Origin of the sequence: Chitinophaga niabensis, from assembly GCF_900129465.1 — a bacterium.
Classification (GTDB): Bacteria; Bacteroidota; Bacteroidia; order Chitinophagales; family Chitinophagaceae; genus Chitinophaga; species Chitinophaga niabensis.
The window spans coordinates 722,546-737,116 of the sequence record NZ_FSRA01000002.1 but is presented as its reverse complement, the minus strand read 5'-3'; the positions used below and the strand labels follow the sequence as shown (position 1 = coordinate 737,116).

The window sequence follows — 14,571 nt, the reverse complement described above, 5'->3', positions numbered from 1 at the left end:
GCACAATGATGGGATATTATTGAACATCAGCAATTTGGCATAGTTTTGGCACCTGCTACAGTTGATAAAAGTATAGTTCGATCAAAAAAACGGATAATGAAAAAGTTAATCTTTGCACTGGGGGTACTGATAGCATGCGGAATGTTTACGGCCTTCACTTTGATGGCCGGGCCATTTGAAGATGTGATCAGCGCCATCAAGCAAGGGGATGCCGCCAGCCTGGGCAAGAATCTGGATAACACTGTGGAGATCAACATGATGGGGAAGTCAAATTCCTACAGTAAAGCGCAAGCCGAGATCATTTTGAAAGATTTCTTTAGCAAAAACAATGTGAAGTCCTTCGAGCTCATCCACAAAGGTGGTCAGGAAGGCAGCGGATTCTTTGGCGTGGGTACCCTCGTAACTTCAGCAGGAAGTTATCGTATCTCATTTTTTCTCCAAAAGAAAGGAGCAACGTTTGTACTGAATGAATTAAGGTTCGAAAATAAATAACGGAAATTTAGCTTAAGAAGAGAGAGATTGAAAGGCTGCCGGCAGGCGGCCTTTTTTGTGCCAGGCTTTATCTCAAAGGGATTTATGTAACTTGCCGCTTTATTTCAAACCAGCAGTTTACATGTTACAAAAAGAAGCATTGAACAACTTTATCAGCAGCGCGCTGGCAGAAGATATTGGCAATGGAGACCATAGCACAATGGCTTCCATTCCCCCTGCCACAAAAGGCACCGCGCAGCTGAAGATCAAAGAGGCCGGGGTATTGGCAGGCATGGAAGTGGCCGAAGCTGTTTTCCGCTACCTGGATATGTTCACGGAGTTCCGCCCTTTCAAAAACGACGGCGATACCATGCAGCCCGGTGAACTGGCTTTTGAGGTAGATGCTGCCGTACATACTTTGCTCATGGCAGAACGCCTGGTACTCAACTGCATGCAGCGGATGAGTGGCATTGCCACCCTCACCCGGCAATACACAGACCGTCTTAAAGGTTATCATACCAAAGTGCTCGATACCCGTAAAACCACTCCCAATTTCCGCATGCTGGAAAAAGAAGCCGTACGCATAGGAGGGGGCGTAAATCATCGCATGGGCTTGTACGATATGGTGATGCTGAAAGACAACCATATAGATTTCTGCGGAGGCATCACACCGGCAGTAAATAATGTGGTGGATTACCTGCAAAAGAAAGGACTGAACTTACAGATAGAAGTAGAGGCGCGCAGCCTGAACGATGTACGGGAAATACTGGCCGTAGGAAATGTACACCGCATTATGCTGGACAATTTCACGCCGGAACAGATCCCCGCCGCACTGGAACTGATCAATGGAAAATATGAAACGGAAGCTTCCGGCGGCATCACTTTAGCGAATGTGGAAGCTTATGCAAAAACGGGTGTGGACTTTGTTTCCGTAGGTGCTATCATTCACCATGCCGTAAGTCTTGATCTGAGCCTTAAAGCCGTTATCCACCCCAACAAATGAGAAAGATCCTGATCATCATCAACCGTAAAGCCGGTACCGATCGTGAAAAGCAACTGGGATTGGTTATCCGCCAGCAACTCCCGGCAGACCGGTTTGCAGTTGAAACCACCTACCTGCAATACCTTGGCCATGGAACAGACCTTGCGCGTGAAGCTGTTCAGCGGGGAGTAGATACCGTAGTAGCTGTAGGCGGCGATGGTTCCATCAATGAAATTGCACAGGGCCTTTTAGGTTCCAGGACGGCATTGGCCATTGTGCCTTTAGGAAGTGGCAACGGCCTTGCCCGTGCCCTCCGCATTCCGCTGGATGCCACAGCCGCTTTACAGATTGTGGCTAATGGCGCAAGAAAGCCCATGGACGCCGGTTTTGCCAACGAACATCTTTTCCTGAGTAATGCGGGCGTTGGTTTCGATGCACTCATCGCAGACCGTTTCAGGCATAGCAAAAAGCGCGGCCTCGTCAACTATGCCCGCCTGGTCATAGGAGGTTTTACCAGTTACAAACCCGCTGCCTATGCTATCAAAATAGACGGGCAGGAAAAAACACAAAAAGCCTTCCTGATGACGGTGGCCAATGGCAACCAGTTTGGCTACGAATTCAAACTTGCTCCCAAAGCCAGTGTTTTTGATGGTTTGCTGGATATATGCCTGGTTCCGCCTGTGCGTTTCTGGGACCTGCTACCGCTCAGTATCCATTCGTTAAAAGGAAATATTGACGAAAGCCGCTACATGGAACACTTAACCGGCAAGGAAATTGAAGTAAGCAGTACCGACCTGAACTGCTTACAGGTAGATGGGGATGCTGTGCCTTTGACCAATGGGAAAACGGTGTATTTTCGCATAGCGGCAGGTGCATTACAGGTGATCGTTCCTGCTGAATAATAAACCTTGATATGAGTAAGAAGAAAAACAGCTCCGGCGGCATCGTATATTCCACAGATCCCAATTATTCCTACCCGCAGGAAGAACAGGAGGAACAAACCACTTTGCCGCCCGCCCAGCAGCAACTGAAAGTAACGCTGGATAAAAAGCAGCGTGCAGGTAAAACAGTGACCGTAATAGACGGATTTACCGGAACTGAAAGTGATCTCGAAAAACTGGGGAAAGACCTGAAGACCAAATGTGGTACCGGAGGCAGTGTAAAAGACGGCCAGGTCCTTATCCAGGGCGACTATAAGGATAAAATAGTGAAATGGTTACAGGACTGGGGTTATAAAGCTAAATAAGGAAATATCAAGCCTATGAGAAGGATCAGAGAATGCTTCACATAGGCTTGACATAGGCTCAACATAGGGTAATCCTTCGTTGATCCTATACTTATCTGTTAACCAACTTAAGGGAACCTTCTGAATAACGCTCTCCGCTGATCTCATACCCCTCCATCAATTGTTCAATTGCCAGTACATCATCGGATGAAAGATTAACATCCGCTGCGGCAGCATTCTCCTGCAGATATTTCCTTCTTTTGGTTCCCGGAATGGGAATGATATCCTCTCCTTTTGCCAGTAACCAGGCCAGCGCCAGTTGACCGGTAGTAATATTCTTCTTTGCGGCCAATTCTGCCAGTGCATTTACAATAGCCAGGTTCTTCTCAAAAGCTTCCTGCTGAAAACGGGGCAGGCTGCGGCGGAAATCATTTTCATCCAGGCCCTTCACATCTTTTATTGTATTCGTCAACGCGCCTCTGCCCAATGGGCTATAAGGTATCATCGCGATATTCAATTCCCTTGCAACAGGAAGGATCTCCTGTTCAATACCCCTTACAAAAAGAGAATATTCACTTTGCAGGGCGGCAATAGGATGCACAGCATCCGCTTTGCGAAGAGAAGCTGCGGAAGCTTCAGAAAGCCCCAGGTAGCGCACTTTACCTTCCTTCACCAGTTCCGCCATGGCGCCTACGGTTTCTTCGATCGGTACATTAACATCCACGCGGTGGGCATAATAAAGATCGATATGATCTGTGCCAAGTCTTTTCAGGCTTGCTTCACAGGCTTTTTTGAGATAAGCGGGGGAACAATCTATGTAAGTAGAATTATCTTCCCTTACGCGGAAACCGAATTTAGTAGCGAGGAAAACATCTTTGCGGCGGGTAGCCAATACTTTAGCGAGCTGTTCTTCATTCAGGCCCTGTCCGTACATATCTGCGGTATCCCAGAAATTAACGCCGAGGTCCAGTGAAAGCTCCAGTGTGGCTTGAGATTCCTGGTCATCGCGTTGCCCGTATGCAAAGGCCATACCCATACATCCCAGGCCGATAGCGGATACCTTTTCTCCAGATTTACCAAGTGTTCTGTATTGCATTGTAATAGGATTTTATAGCACAAATGTAATGGCGGATGAAGGATCAATAATTGCATGATTCAAACGGGAAATTGCAAATATCAGAGGGCAGGGATCTTATGCAACTACAGCAGGTTTCATAGGAATTGCAACATGTGTTGCACTTTTATATTTGGCTAGTTAAAAAAGAAACTCCATCTTGTATGCCTCCATTTATTGACCAAAATCAGCGGGCCTTGCCCAATGACTGGCGTTTTTGGAGAAGCAGACTGATTTGTCTTTACAAATTCCACTTCTCCAAAAGCCAGTTGACAAACTGGCTTTTTTAATTTGTTTTAATAAAGGCTTTTACTTCATATCGTTATTTCACGATCACAAACTCTACCTCCCCAAATCCCAGTTCCAGCATAGTTTTCCCTTTTTCGAGACACAACCGGCCATCTGGTAATACATCCATGATAATACCCTGGAAGATCTCCCCGTTCACTTTGTACAAGCCCGGTTCTTTAAAGCGGTACATGTAAGACTTATATTCCTCCAGCCACTGATCAAATACCGCAGGGTGCAAACGGCTGTAACGTTGTTCAAGACAGGCACAGAGGTCGTGTGCCAATGCAAGGCTGTCCCAGTTCTTACCGGTGATCTGCCTTAAGGATACAGGATTGATAAGGCTCGGTGGGAAATGCGGCGTATTGATGTTAATGCCAATGCCTGTGATGGCATATTGCCATACATTTCCGCGTAAAACATTCTCTATCAGAATACCCCCTGCCTTTCTGTCACGCCAGTAAATATCATTGCTCCACTTGATCCGCGTGTCGTCTCCGGCGTATTTAAGGAAGAAATCATAGGCGCCTAAAGCTACGGCAACACTGAGCATGAATTGTTGAGGCAATGCCAGCGCGGGTTGAAGAGCGGTAGTAAGCATAATGTTCTCTCCCGGTTCTGAAAGCCATTGTTTACCACGCTGTCCTTTTCCGGCCGTTTGTTCCATGGCGAACCAGGTGCTGCCGTCTGCCACAGGCCCTGCATTGACCTGGGCCATGGCATAGTTATTGGTGCTATCTACAGTTGACAGCACATGAAATGGGTTGCCGATCACAAGTCTGTTTTTATCTTTAAAACGATCTGAAACAAAGTAACACCATTTTAACAATTTTTTACCGGCTCAATCGTCTACAGATGTGAAGCAGTTGTGATATTTTGTGGCTGGTTTAGTAATTTTGAAGATTAAAGTTTATTTTTAACAAAAACAGCATTTATTGGCACCCTTAACCATTCTAAATACCCGGAAAAAAGCGGTAACACGCATAAACAGGAACAGCAAGATATTTACTACCATCATAAAGGCCATACAGGACAAAAAAGGGGAGAATATCGTTTCCCTTGATCTGCGCAAGATCCCTGAAGCTGTTGCTGATTTTTTTATCTTATGTGAGGCCAATTCAAACACCCAGGTTAAAGCCATTGCAGACTTTGTGGAAGAAGAAGTGAGGCGCGCAACAGAAGAAACACCTTACAAACACGAGGGTTTTACTGCCCAACAGTGGATCCTGGTGGATTATGTGAATATTGTAGTGCATGTTTTCATACCTGAAACACGCAAATTCTATAAACTGGAAGAGATGTGGAGTGATGCGGAAAGCATGGAACACCTTGAAAACTGAACAAAACCGCCGGTTTTGTATTAATTATTTGTATAAAAAGACAACACTCATTCGTAAAGGAGCGAACGATCATGGAAAAAGGAGGCAACAACAATAACAAGGGATCCGATAAATCTCCAAAAAAAGGACCAAAGTTCAATATATACTGGGTTTATGCCTTTATAGGGATAGCCCTGCTGGCTATGAACTTTATCGACTTAAAGAACCAACCGAAAGAACTCACCGGTTTTAAACAATTCCAGCAGGAATTCCTGCGTACAGGAGATGTGGACAAACTTGTTGTAGTGAACAAAAAGGTGGTGGAGATCTACATCAAGAAAGATCGGCTAAACGATCCGAAGTATGATGCAGTGAACAAAAATCGTTTCGGTCAGCCTAATCCCGGCCCGCACTATCAATTCACCATCGGTAGCGTGGAAGGTTTCCAGAAAGAACTGGACAAAGCACAAGCTGATGTTCCTTTGGCGGATCAGATGAACGTATCCTTCCAGGATCGTCAGAACTGGTTCGATCCATTGATGCAGATATTATTGCCCATCCTGCTTTTAATTGGTATGTGGATCCTGCTGATGCGTAAAATGGGCGGCCCTTCCGGTGGAAGTGGCGGACCAGGCGGCATCTTCAATATCGGCAAATCAAAAGCCACTTTATTTGATAAAGGCACCAGGGTGAACATCACATTTAACGATGTAGCTGGTTTGGATGAAGCAAAAGTGGAAGTGATGGAGATCGTGGATTTCCTGAAAAACCCAAAGAAATACACCTCATTAGGTGGTAAAATACCAAAAGGTGCATTGCTGGTAGGCCCTCCGGGTACAGGTAAGACCCTGCTCGCGAAAGCCATGGCCGGTGAAGCACAGGTACCTTTCTTCTCTATGAGCGGTTCCGATTTCGTGGAACTTTTCGTAGGGGTAGGTGCTAGCCGTGTACGTGACCTGTTCAAACAAGCACGTGAAAAAGCACCTTGTATCATCTTCATCGATGAAATAGATGCTATCGGCCGCGCCCGTGGTAAGAACGTAATGATGAGCAACGACGAACGCGAAAACACCCTCAACCAGTTACTGGTAGAAATGGATGGTTTCGGTACAGACAGTGGTATCATCATCCTCGCAGCCACCAACCGTCCGGATGTACTGGATAGCGCTTTATTGCGCCCCGGCCGTTTCGACCGTCAGATCTCTATCGATAAACCAGATCTGGCTGGCCGTGAGCATATCTTTGATGTGCATCTGAAACCGATCAAAACTTCTCCTATCCTCGATATCAAAAAACTCGCATCCATGACACCCGGTTTTGCCGGAGCGGATATTGCCAACGTATGTAACGAAGCAGCTTTGATCGCTGCCCGTAAAGGCAAAACGCAAGTGGAAATGGACGATTTCAATGATGCGATCGACCGTGTGATCGGTGGTTTGGAGAAAAAGAACAAGATCATTTCTCCCGAAGAAAAAGAAGTGATCGCTTACCACGAAGCTGGCCACGCTATCTGCGGATGGTACCTGGAACATGCTAACCCGCTGGTAAAAGTGACCATCGTTCCGCGCGGCGTTGCTGCTTTGGGATATGCTCAGTACCTGCCGAAAGAACAATACCTCTACAATACAGAACAACTGCTGGATGATATCTGCATGACCCTCGGCGGCCGCGCAGTGGAAGACCTGGTATTTGGTAAAGTATCTACCGGTGCACAGAACGACCTGCAGGTAATTACCCGCATGGCCTATGCTATGGTCACTGTATACGGTATGAACGATAAGATCGGTAACGTTTCTTTCTACGATCCTAACAGCGATCAGGCTTTCACCAAACCTTATTCTGAGGAAACATCCAAAATGATCGACCACGAAGTTCGTTTGCTGATAGAAACAGCCTACCAGCGTACTAAAAAACTGCTGGCTGATAAAATGGATAACGTAAGATTACTGGCCGGCGAACTGCTGAAGAAAGAAGTACTGTATAAAGATGACCTGGAGCGCCTCATCGGCAAACGCCCTTACGAAACGCACAAAGAACATATCGTTCCTAATAAGGAAGGTACCAGCTTTGACGGGGTTCATCCTACAGATATCATCAATCCTTCACCGGCAAATGTGATCTCAGAATAGGATGAAAGTATCTCCTGCCAAAGAAAATATCCTGAAGAGGGTCAGGAATGCGCTCAGCCAACCGGTGCAGTTGCCATTTCCGCATGCGGAAGGAAACAACTCCGTGTTTGAAACAGCACATGATGGTTTGGAAATGAAGTTTGCAGAAGAATTTACCCGCCTGCAAGGCAAGTTTATCTTCTGCTCTTCCCGCGATGAGCTGGCAGAAAACCTGCAGGCCCTGGTAGTGAATAAAGAATGGACGCACGTTCATTGTAAAACACCTGCGCTGGAAAAGATCCTGCAGCCATATAAACCAGCCTATCTCAACGTAGGTGATGAACATACACTGGATGCAGCCATCACAGATTGCGAATGGCTCGTAGCCCGCACAGGAAGCATCATCATGAGCGCAGCGCAACCTTCAGGAAGAGCATTGCCGGTTTTTGCACCCATCCATATTGTGATTGCCTACACGCATCAACTGGTATTGGATGTAAAAGATGGCATCAGCAAAATGAAAGAGAAATATCCAGGCCAGCTTCCATCCATGATCTCTTTTGCCACCGGCCCAAGCCGTACCGCAGATATTGAGAAAACACTGGTAGTGGGCGTACACGGCCCTAAAGAGGTATATGTATTCTTACTGGACGAATAGAAATTTTTAATCAATACAAACAATGTAAAATGCAAAAGGAAATTTTCACTTTTGCATTTTACATTTAAGCTGGATCATGGAATTGTTATTGCCTGCAGACAAGCGTATTTACTTTGCTTCGGACTTTCATCTCGGCGCTCCCACTATGGAAAAGAGCCGCGAGCGGGAAAGACTGATAGTACAGTGGCTGGACGAAGCGGCAAAAGATGCACAGCACATCTTCCTGGTAGGCGACCTTTTTGATTTCTGGTTTGAATATAAAGATGTGATCCCTAAAGGGTATACCCGCCTCCTGGGTAAACTGGCAGAATTGCGGGACAAGGGCATCGGCATCTCCGTTTTCATCGGCAACCATGATATGTGGATGAATGGGTATTTTGAAGATGAATTGCAGATCCCCGTTTATTATGAGCCACAGACCTATACCATTGCCGGAAAGAAATTCTATATCGGCCACGGAGATGGTTTAGGCCCCGGCGATCATGGGTATAAATTCCTCAAGAAAGTATTTCGCAACCCCGTTTGCCGCTGGCTATTTTCCTGCCTGCATCCCAGGTGGGGGATTTCTATGGCCAATTACTGGAGCCGCAAAAGCCGTGCTGCTACAGGTTCTCAACTGGAACAGTTCCTGGGAGAGCAGGATGAATGGTTGGCTATTTACAGTAAAGAAATACTGCAGAAAGAACACTTCGATTATTTTATTTTCGGTCACCGCCACCTGCCGCTGGACCTGAAAGTAGGAGAGAACAGTCAGTATGTGAACCTGGGCGACTGGCTGAATTATAATTCCTATGGTGTTTTTGATGGCCATACGCTGGAACTGAAATACTACAAACGTTAACCCAGGATCTCATGTAATATAGGAGGGGAGTGTAATTCCTTAAAATCAGGAAGATGCACTTTGTAAAAATCCAGGTAAGCGTACAGCATATTCCTTCTTCTTTCCTTATTCAATTCAATCTTCCCAAGATCAGCTGCATATACCACTTGTTGCAGGCGGTCTGTTATTTCACTGGAAACCTCATCCAGGTAATTACTGTGATGGGGTGGCAGGTCTGTGAATACACCTTCCTGCAGATCGAGGTAAGGGGTGTATTCAGAATAATGGCCACCGAAATGGAATCCCAGGTGTATAGCCAGTTTGAGCGTAAAGTATAAAGGAAGATTGGCGGCTACCGCAGTAGGTTCCGTATCCAAGGCTTTGAATACGCTCTCTGCAAATTGATAGAGTTCCGGATTATGTTCCGGTTGCCGCAGTACTTTCTGTAAGAGTTCAATAAGGTATAATGCTACCGTGTTCTTTACAATGTTCACATGCATGGAAGTATATACATGCCCCAGCTTGAATTCGGAAATGCGGTGGAGGTTTTTCTGCTCGTTATGATATACCACCAGGTCCAGGATGTTCCCCGGCTGCAGGATATTCCCCCTTGCTGCTTTGGGTTTGGAGGAACGCACGCCATTTACGATGTAGGATTGTATCCCGAATAGTTCCGTGAAAATACTCAGGATAACGCTGGCATCGCCATACTTTACTGTACGCAGAACTATTCCGGGTGTTTTGTGCAGCATATCTGCAAAAGTCGTACATCAATGGATAAATACCAGCTTCGTGACCAATTTTTCCTGGCCGTCTTCATTGGAAGCAAAAACAAGATAAACACCGCTTTGCGGACGATGACCTGTGTAATCCACCCCATTCCAAACAGCCTGGCCGCCATGGGCACGGGTCTGGAATACAAGTTTACCCGTAATGTCTGTGATCTTTACGATAGCATTGAGTACCAGCCCCCTGATGGCAATGGTCCCTTCATAACCCCTTGGTACCGGGTTCGGAAATACCAGTACATCCTTGCCCTGGGTGGTACTTCCTTCCGTGGCCGTACCTCTCCAGGAAATAAGTCCCGTGGCAGTGGCAAAGAAAACTTCACCGGTTACAGGATGTACAATTATCCGGTATATGATATTGCTGGATAATGGGCTATTGCCTGTATTGAAATGCTGAATGAGTTTCTCCCCGTTGGGGCTGATCAGCCATACACCATTCTGTGTACCCACCCATTTACGGTTAGCACCGTCTACGGCAATCGTGTTCACCTGTTCATTCTGAAAAAGGAAACCTGCAAAATTATCCTGCCGTACAATAGGCAGCACCGCTTCACAACCTCCCGGTGAAAGTGCCTGCGTAGCACATTGTACAACTCCAACGCCCCTGGTGGTACCGATCCATATCCAGCCCTGCAGGTCTTTCGCAATGCACTTCACTTCATCTGATGGCAGATTTCCGCGGCCTGCTCCGGTTTGATAAAGTTTCCAGCGATCATCCAGTGTATTGTCGAGACTACTGCCATGATTAAAAACAAACACCCCGTTCCCGCGAGGGGAAACAATCCATTTCTGATCAGCATCATCTACCAGGATCTGACTAACTGCCCTGGCTATATGAAAAACCGGAATGGAAAACTGCAACCAGCTGTTGTCCTTCTTTTTCACCAGTAAATTATTCTGCGCACCATAATCACTCACCCAAAGATTTCCATCTTTATCGGTTGCTAAGCCGCTTACCTGTACAGGCGGATCTTGTAAAGCAGTACTACCCACCGTCCAAAGCCCGCGGCCAAAAGAGCCGGCATATACCACATCAGCGGTGCCGGCAACAGTAACAATATCAGCAAGAGAATCAGTGGCCTGGTAACTTTGCCATTCATCCCCTTCAAACTTAAATACACCGCTCTTGTTGCCAGTGCCCTGCCAGTTGGTTGTAACTGCTCCTGCCGCAGCCCAGAGCGCATTCTGATGAATGATCATTTCTCCCCTTATGATATCCGGGGGAGCATTGGGCGTGAGGTTTTGGTAAACACCATTATTATATTGCAGCAGTCCTTTTCCATTATCCGCTATCCATATACTGTTCCCTGCATTCACTGCGCCTGAAGGAGTTGTACTTTGAAAAGTAGCGGTGATTGCGCCTGCAGCGGAAAGTTGTAACACACGCCCCGGTTGGCTCACAAAAAGAGAATTACCGGAAGAAGTAAGTCCCCTGATCGCCTGTCCATCTGCATACCAGCGGTCCCACTGTGTTTGGTTCCATATAAATAAAGTATCCTTCACCTGCGCGATCACCCTTTGCCCTATATTGGCCAGTGTGGTCACAATACCCGGTTGCGGGAGGTCCATCCAGTTCTGCGGGTCCGCAAGATTACTGCCCTGCAGCAATCCCCGTTTGATACCGTTAGCGGTAGCGGCATAAAAATAGCGGTCATCTGTTGCCACCGCCGTGACTTTCAGGTTCAGGTAAGTGTCTGTGATCTCATACCTTTCCAGGTTCAGGGCAATGATCCCAATGCCCGTAGAGAGGTAAGCATGGTTGCCCCAGCAGGCAATATGATAGATCCGTTTGTCCCCGGAGGTTTGCCTGAGCAGGATATCTGGTATATTAATGATGTTCTCTTTCCGGAGGATATCCAGGTTGCTGTTATTATAAGCGATCACCAGGGCCTGGCTGCTTTCATGATACCCGATACCGGCAATGCCCGCATCATGGAGCCCGTTCACTTTACTGTAACGGGTGATTTCATTGTCCTGCAGAGAAACCGAGAACAAACTGAAAGGGCTGGCACAATAAACATGGTCCTCTCCTGCGGCAATGGAAACTGCCTGCCGGTAAGGGAAATGTTCCCGCCATTGCCCTATGGGAACGGATTGCGCCTTTCCCAGGGAAGAAAACAACAGGAGCGAAAGGAAAAAGGAACCTATACGCATATCTCAAAAATAACAATTACGAATAATCCTTTATGCATAAATCGTTCAATTCATCATTGATAATTCAAAATTCATAAATTCATTATTACCTTTGTGACCTTACCAAAACATATAATATATATGTGGCAGCGGCTGGCAGGATTTGTACTGAAATACCGTTTATGGCTACTGGCTTTGTTATTTGCAGGCACAGGCATCATGGCATATTACGCCAGCAAGGTAGAATTGTCCTACGAATTTACAGGCGCAATTCCCCGCGACAATGTTAAATTCCTTGAGTACCAGGACTTTAAAAGCAAGTTTGGCGAGGATGGCAATATGATGGTAGTGGGCATTGAAACCGACAGCCTCTTTCAGCTGGAATTCTTTAAAGAATACGTGAAGCTGAATGACGACCTGCGGAAGATCCCTGCGGTGGAAAATACCCTCAGCATCCCCGTTGCTATAAATCTTGTAAAGGACGACAGTACCCGCAAGCTCAAAGCCGTAACACTCTTCCAGCCTGTACCACAGGATCAGGCCACATTGGATAGTCTTGCTGCAATCTTTCATTCCCTCCCTTTCTATAAAGGACTTTTATACAGTGCCAGCAGCCATTCTTACCTGATGGCCGTACATATTAATAAAGGTATCCTCAATTCCGCAAAAAGGATAGAAGTAGTAGAGGCCATTACTAAAACAGCCGAAGCTTTTGGTAAAAAGCATAATCTGGATGTAAAGCTGAGCGGTCTTCCGATGATCCGTACCATCATGGCCACCAAGGTAGCCGATGAGTTGAAGATGTTCCTGAAGATCTCCTTTGTACTCACTGCTTTGATCCTGCTCGTTTTCTTCCGTTCCTTCAGTGCCGTACTGATGAGTATGATCGTAGTGGCCATTGGTGTGATCTGGTCTGTGGCCACGATTGTGCTTTGCGGATACAAGATCACCTTGCTTACGGGGCTGATCCCTCCCCTGATTGTGGTGATCGGGATCCCCAACTGTGTATACTTCCTTAATAAATATCATACGGAATATGCCTTGCATGGCAACAAATCAAAGGCTCTGGTGCGCATGGTACAAAAGATGGGTATCGTTACCCTCTTCACCAATCTCACGGCGGCTATTGGTTTTGGTGTGTTCTATTTCACCAATAGTGCTATCCTCAAACATTTCGGGGTAGTAGCTGGTGTGAACATCATGCTCATCTTCCTGATCTCCTTTATCTTCCTGCCCTCTGTGCTGAGCTATCTGCCGCCACCCAAAACAAAACATACCAGCTACCTGGAAAACAAGATGTTCTGTTCCGTGCTGGACCTGCTCAATACATTGGTGTTCAAATACCGGCCCATGGTATACCTGGTAACCATATTAATGGTAGGGGCTGCTATCCTGGGTATGATGCGCCTGAAGTCTGTAGGGTTTATTGTAGACGACATTCCGAAATCAGATAAGCTCTATACAGACCTGAAGTTCTTTGAGAAGAATTTCAAAGGAGTGATGCCGCTGGAAATAGTGGTAGATACCAAAAAGAAGAACGGGGTAGTAAACCTGCAAACCCTCAGTAAGCTCGATGAAGTAAGTAAGTTAATAGCAGAGCAACCGGTATGTGCCCGTCCGCTTTCTGTGGCAGAAGGTATCAAGTTTGCGAAACAGGCTTATTATGGAGGGGATAGTTTGAACTATGCTGTGCCAAACCAGTTTGATATTGGCTTCCTGGCTCCCTATCTGCGGATGAAAGGTGCATCCGGAGAGGCTTCCACCTTCACCAAACTGGTTTCTTCCTTTATGGATAGTACCCGCCAGGTAGCGCGTGTAAGTGTGAACATGGCTGATATCGGCTCCGTGGAATTGCCAAGGCTGATAGATTCGTTACGCCCGCAGGTAAATGCCATCTTTGATACGGCACAGTATAAAGTGACCTTCACCGGTACCAGCATCATCTTCCTCGAAGGAAGCCGTTTCATTATCAACGGTTTGATGGAAAGTATCCTGCTGGCATTTGTGCTGATCATCTTCTGTATGTTATACCTCTTCCGTTCCTGGAGGATGTTGCTGATCTCATTGATCCCTAACATCATACCACTGGTTGTTACAGCCGGAGTGATGGGCTGGATGGGCATTGCCATTAAACCATCTACCGTATTGGTGTTCAGTATTGCTTTGGGTATAGCCATAGACGTTACTATCCGTTTCCTCGTGAATTTCAAACAGGAATTGCCACAGAATAACCTGGATATATCCGCTACCGTTAGGCAGACAATTAATGAAACCGGGCTGAGCATCATCTATACTTCGCTGATCCTTTTTGCCGGGTTTATGATCTTTGCCTTCTCTGAATTCCAGGGAACAAAAGCGCTGGGCTGGTTAACCTCCCTGACCCTGGTAATGGCCATGATCACCAACCTCACCATTCTGCCGGCCATGCTGTTATGGATGGAAAAGGCCCTTCAAAAGAGGGCAAAGAAGAAGGATTGGACGCCGCTGGACGAAGAGCCTGATCTTGAGCTGGGTCAGATAGGCCTGGATGAGAAAAATGACTAGAACGTTCATCCTGCAATTTTACCGTTCAAACAAATTAATATAAAAGGGGCATGATAATTTTTTTGGATGTGTTCCCCATAAAACCTTAGTCCGTGGCTCAATGCCACGGATTTTTTTTGAT

At 46.5% G+C, this 14,571-nt stretch carries 13 protein-coding genes; 9 read left to right on the top strand and 4 right to left on the bottom strand.

Features of this window, described 5'->3' with window-relative positions:
• Positions 1–96 precede the first annotated feature (96 nt).
• The 4 genes from BUR42_RS19930 to BUR42_RS19915 all read left to right on the top strand — a co-directional run bounded on the left by BUR42_RS19930 (position 97) and on the right by BUR42_RS19915 (position 2,699).
• Positions 97–492 (top strand): DUF4783 domain-containing protein, encoded by a 396-nt coding sequence (locus BUR42_RS19930; protein ID WP_084185720.1) that lies wholly within the window; start codon positions 97–99, stop codon positions 490–492.
• Between the two features lie 121 nt (positions 493–613).
• Complete coding sequence (nadC, locus tag BUR42_RS19925; RefSeq protein ID WP_074241321.1) at positions 614–1,474, top strand: carboxylating nicotinate-nucleotide diphosphorylase; 861 nt, start codon at positions 614–616, stop codon at positions 1,472–1,474.
• Positions 1,471–2,355 carry a diacylglycerol/lipid kinase family protein gene (locus BUR42_RS19920; RefSeq protein ID WP_074241319.1) on the top strand — a complete coding sequence of 295 codons (885 nt, stop codon included), beginning with the start codon at positions 1,471–1,473 and terminating at the stop codon, positions 2,353–2,355. Before nadC ends, BUR42_RS19920 begins: the two co-directional genes overlap by 4 nt.
• 11 nt (positions 2,356–2,366) lie before the next feature.
• Entirely contained in the window at positions 2,367–2,699 is a 333-nt protein-coding gene (locus tag BUR42_RS19915) for a translation initiation factor (RefSeq protein ID WP_074241317.1), read from the top strand.
• Positions 2,700–2,790: 91 nt separating this feature from the next.
• Here BUR42_RS19915 and BUR42_RS19910 read toward each other — a convergent pair whose 3' ends face one another.
• Both BUR42_RS19910 and BUR42_RS19905 read right to left on the bottom strand, forming a co-directional pair.
• Positions 2,791–3,774 carry an aldo/keto reductase gene (locus BUR42_RS19910; RefSeq protein WP_074241315.1) on the bottom strand — a complete coding sequence of 328 codons (984 nt, stop codon included), beginning with the start codon at positions 3,772–3,774 and terminating at the stop codon, positions 2,791–2,793.
• 340 nt (positions 3,775–4,114) lie between these two features.
• A complete protein-coding gene (locus tag BUR42_RS19905) occupies positions 4,115–4,855 on the bottom strand; it encodes a biotin--[acetyl-CoA-carboxylase] ligase (RefSeq protein ID WP_074241313.1) in 741 nt (246 codons plus the stop codon).
• Between the two features lie 160 nt (positions 4,856–5,015).
• Here BUR42_RS19905 and rsfS point away from each other — a divergent pair, with 160 nt between their 5' ends.
• The 4 genes from rsfS (at position 5,016) to BUR42_RS19885 (ending at position 9,006) form a co-directional block, all read left to right on the top strand.
• A complete protein-coding gene (rsfS, locus tag BUR42_RS19900) occupies positions 5,016–5,420 on the top strand; it encodes a ribosome silencing factor (protein WP_074241311.1) in 405 nt (134 codons plus the stop codon).
• Between the two features lie 71 nt (positions 5,421–5,491).
• Complete coding sequence (gene ftsH / locus BUR42_RS19895) at positions 5,492–7,528, top strand: ATP-dependent zinc metalloprotease FtsH (RefSeq protein ID WP_074241309.1); 2,037 nt, start codon at positions 5,492–5,494, stop codon at positions 7,526–7,528.
• A 1-nt stretch (position 7,529) separates the two neighbouring features.
• Entirely contained in the window at positions 7,530–8,165 is a 636-nt protein-coding gene (locus tag BUR42_RS19890) for a LutC/YkgG family protein (RefSeq protein WP_074241307.1), read from the top strand.
• A gap of 76 nt (positions 8,166–8,241) precedes the next feature.
• Positions 8,242–9,006 (top strand): UDP-2,3-diacylglucosamine diphosphatase, encoded by a 765-nt coding sequence (locus BUR42_RS19885; protein WP_200798340.1) that lies wholly within the window; start codon positions 8,242–8,244, stop codon positions 9,004–9,006.
• Here BUR42_RS19885 and recO read toward each other — a convergent pair.
• Entirely contained in the window at positions 9,003–9,737 is a 735-nt protein-coding gene (recO, locus tag BUR42_RS19880) for a DNA repair protein RecO (RefSeq protein ID WP_074241304.1), read from the bottom strand. The genes BUR42_RS19885 and recO overlap by 4 nt on opposite strands.
• An 18-nt stretch (positions 9,738–9,755) precedes the next feature.
• The gene (gene porZ, locus BUR42_RS19875; RefSeq protein ID WP_074241302.1) at positions 9,756–11,927 is read right to left on the bottom strand and encodes a type IX secretion system anionic LPS delivery protein PorZ; all 2,172 of its coding nucleotides are present in this window, start codon (positions 11,925–11,927) and stop codon (positions 9,756–9,758) included.
• Positions 11,928–12,047: 120 nt separating this feature from the next.
• On the opposite strand from porZ, the gene BUR42_RS19870 reads away from it, so the two are divergent.
• Entirely contained in the window at positions 12,048–14,450 is a 2,403-nt protein-coding gene (locus tag BUR42_RS19870) for an efflux RND transporter permease subunit (protein ID WP_074241300.1), read from the top strand.
• The last annotated feature ends 121 nt before the right edge of the window (positions 14,451–14,571 follow it).

Bases quoted from the DNA above. Each gene is read 5' to 3' on its own strand.
- BUR42_RS19930 (WP_084185720.1), top strand. From the start codon at position 97: ATGAAAAAGTTAATCTTTGCACTGGGGGTACTGATAGCATGCGGAATG.
- nadC (WP_074241321.1), top strand. From the start codon at position 614: ATGTTACAAAAAGAAGCATTGAACAACTTTATCAGCAGCGCGCTGGCA.
- BUR42_RS19920 (WP_074241319.1), top strand. From the start codon at position 1,471: ATGAGAAAGATCCTGATCATCATCAACCGTAAAGCCGGTACCGATCGT.
- BUR42_RS19915 (WP_074241317.1), top strand. From the start codon at position 2,367: ATGAGTAAGAAGAAAAACAGCTCCGGCGGCATCGTATATTCCACAGAT.
- BUR42_RS19910 (WP_074241315.1), bottom strand. From the start codon at position 3,774: ATGCAATACAGAACACTTGGTAAATCTGGAGAAAAGGTATCCGCTATC.
- ftsH (WP_074241309.1), top strand. From the start codon at position 5,492: ATGGAAAAAGGAGGCAACAACAATAACAAGGGATCCGATAAATCTCCA.
- BUR42_RS19890 (WP_074241307.1), top strand. From the start codon at position 7,530: ATGAAAGTATCTCCTGCCAAAGAAAATATCCTGAAGAGGGTCAGGAAT.
- BUR42_RS19885 (WP_200798340.1), top strand. From the start codon at position 8,242: ATGGAATTGTTATTGCCTGCAGACAAGCGTATTTACTTTGCTTCGGAC.
- recO (WP_074241304.1), bottom strand. From the start codon at position 9,737: ATGCTGCACAAAACACCCGGAATAGTTCTGCGTACAGTAAAGTATGGC.
- porZ (WP_074241302.1), bottom strand. From the start codon at position 11,927: ATGCGTATAGGTTCCTTTTTCCTTTCGCTCCTGTTGTTTTCTTCCCTG.
- BUR42_RS19870 (WP_074241300.1), top strand. From the start codon at position 12,048: ATGTGGCAGCGGCTGGCAGGATTTGTACTGAAATACCGTTTATGGCTA.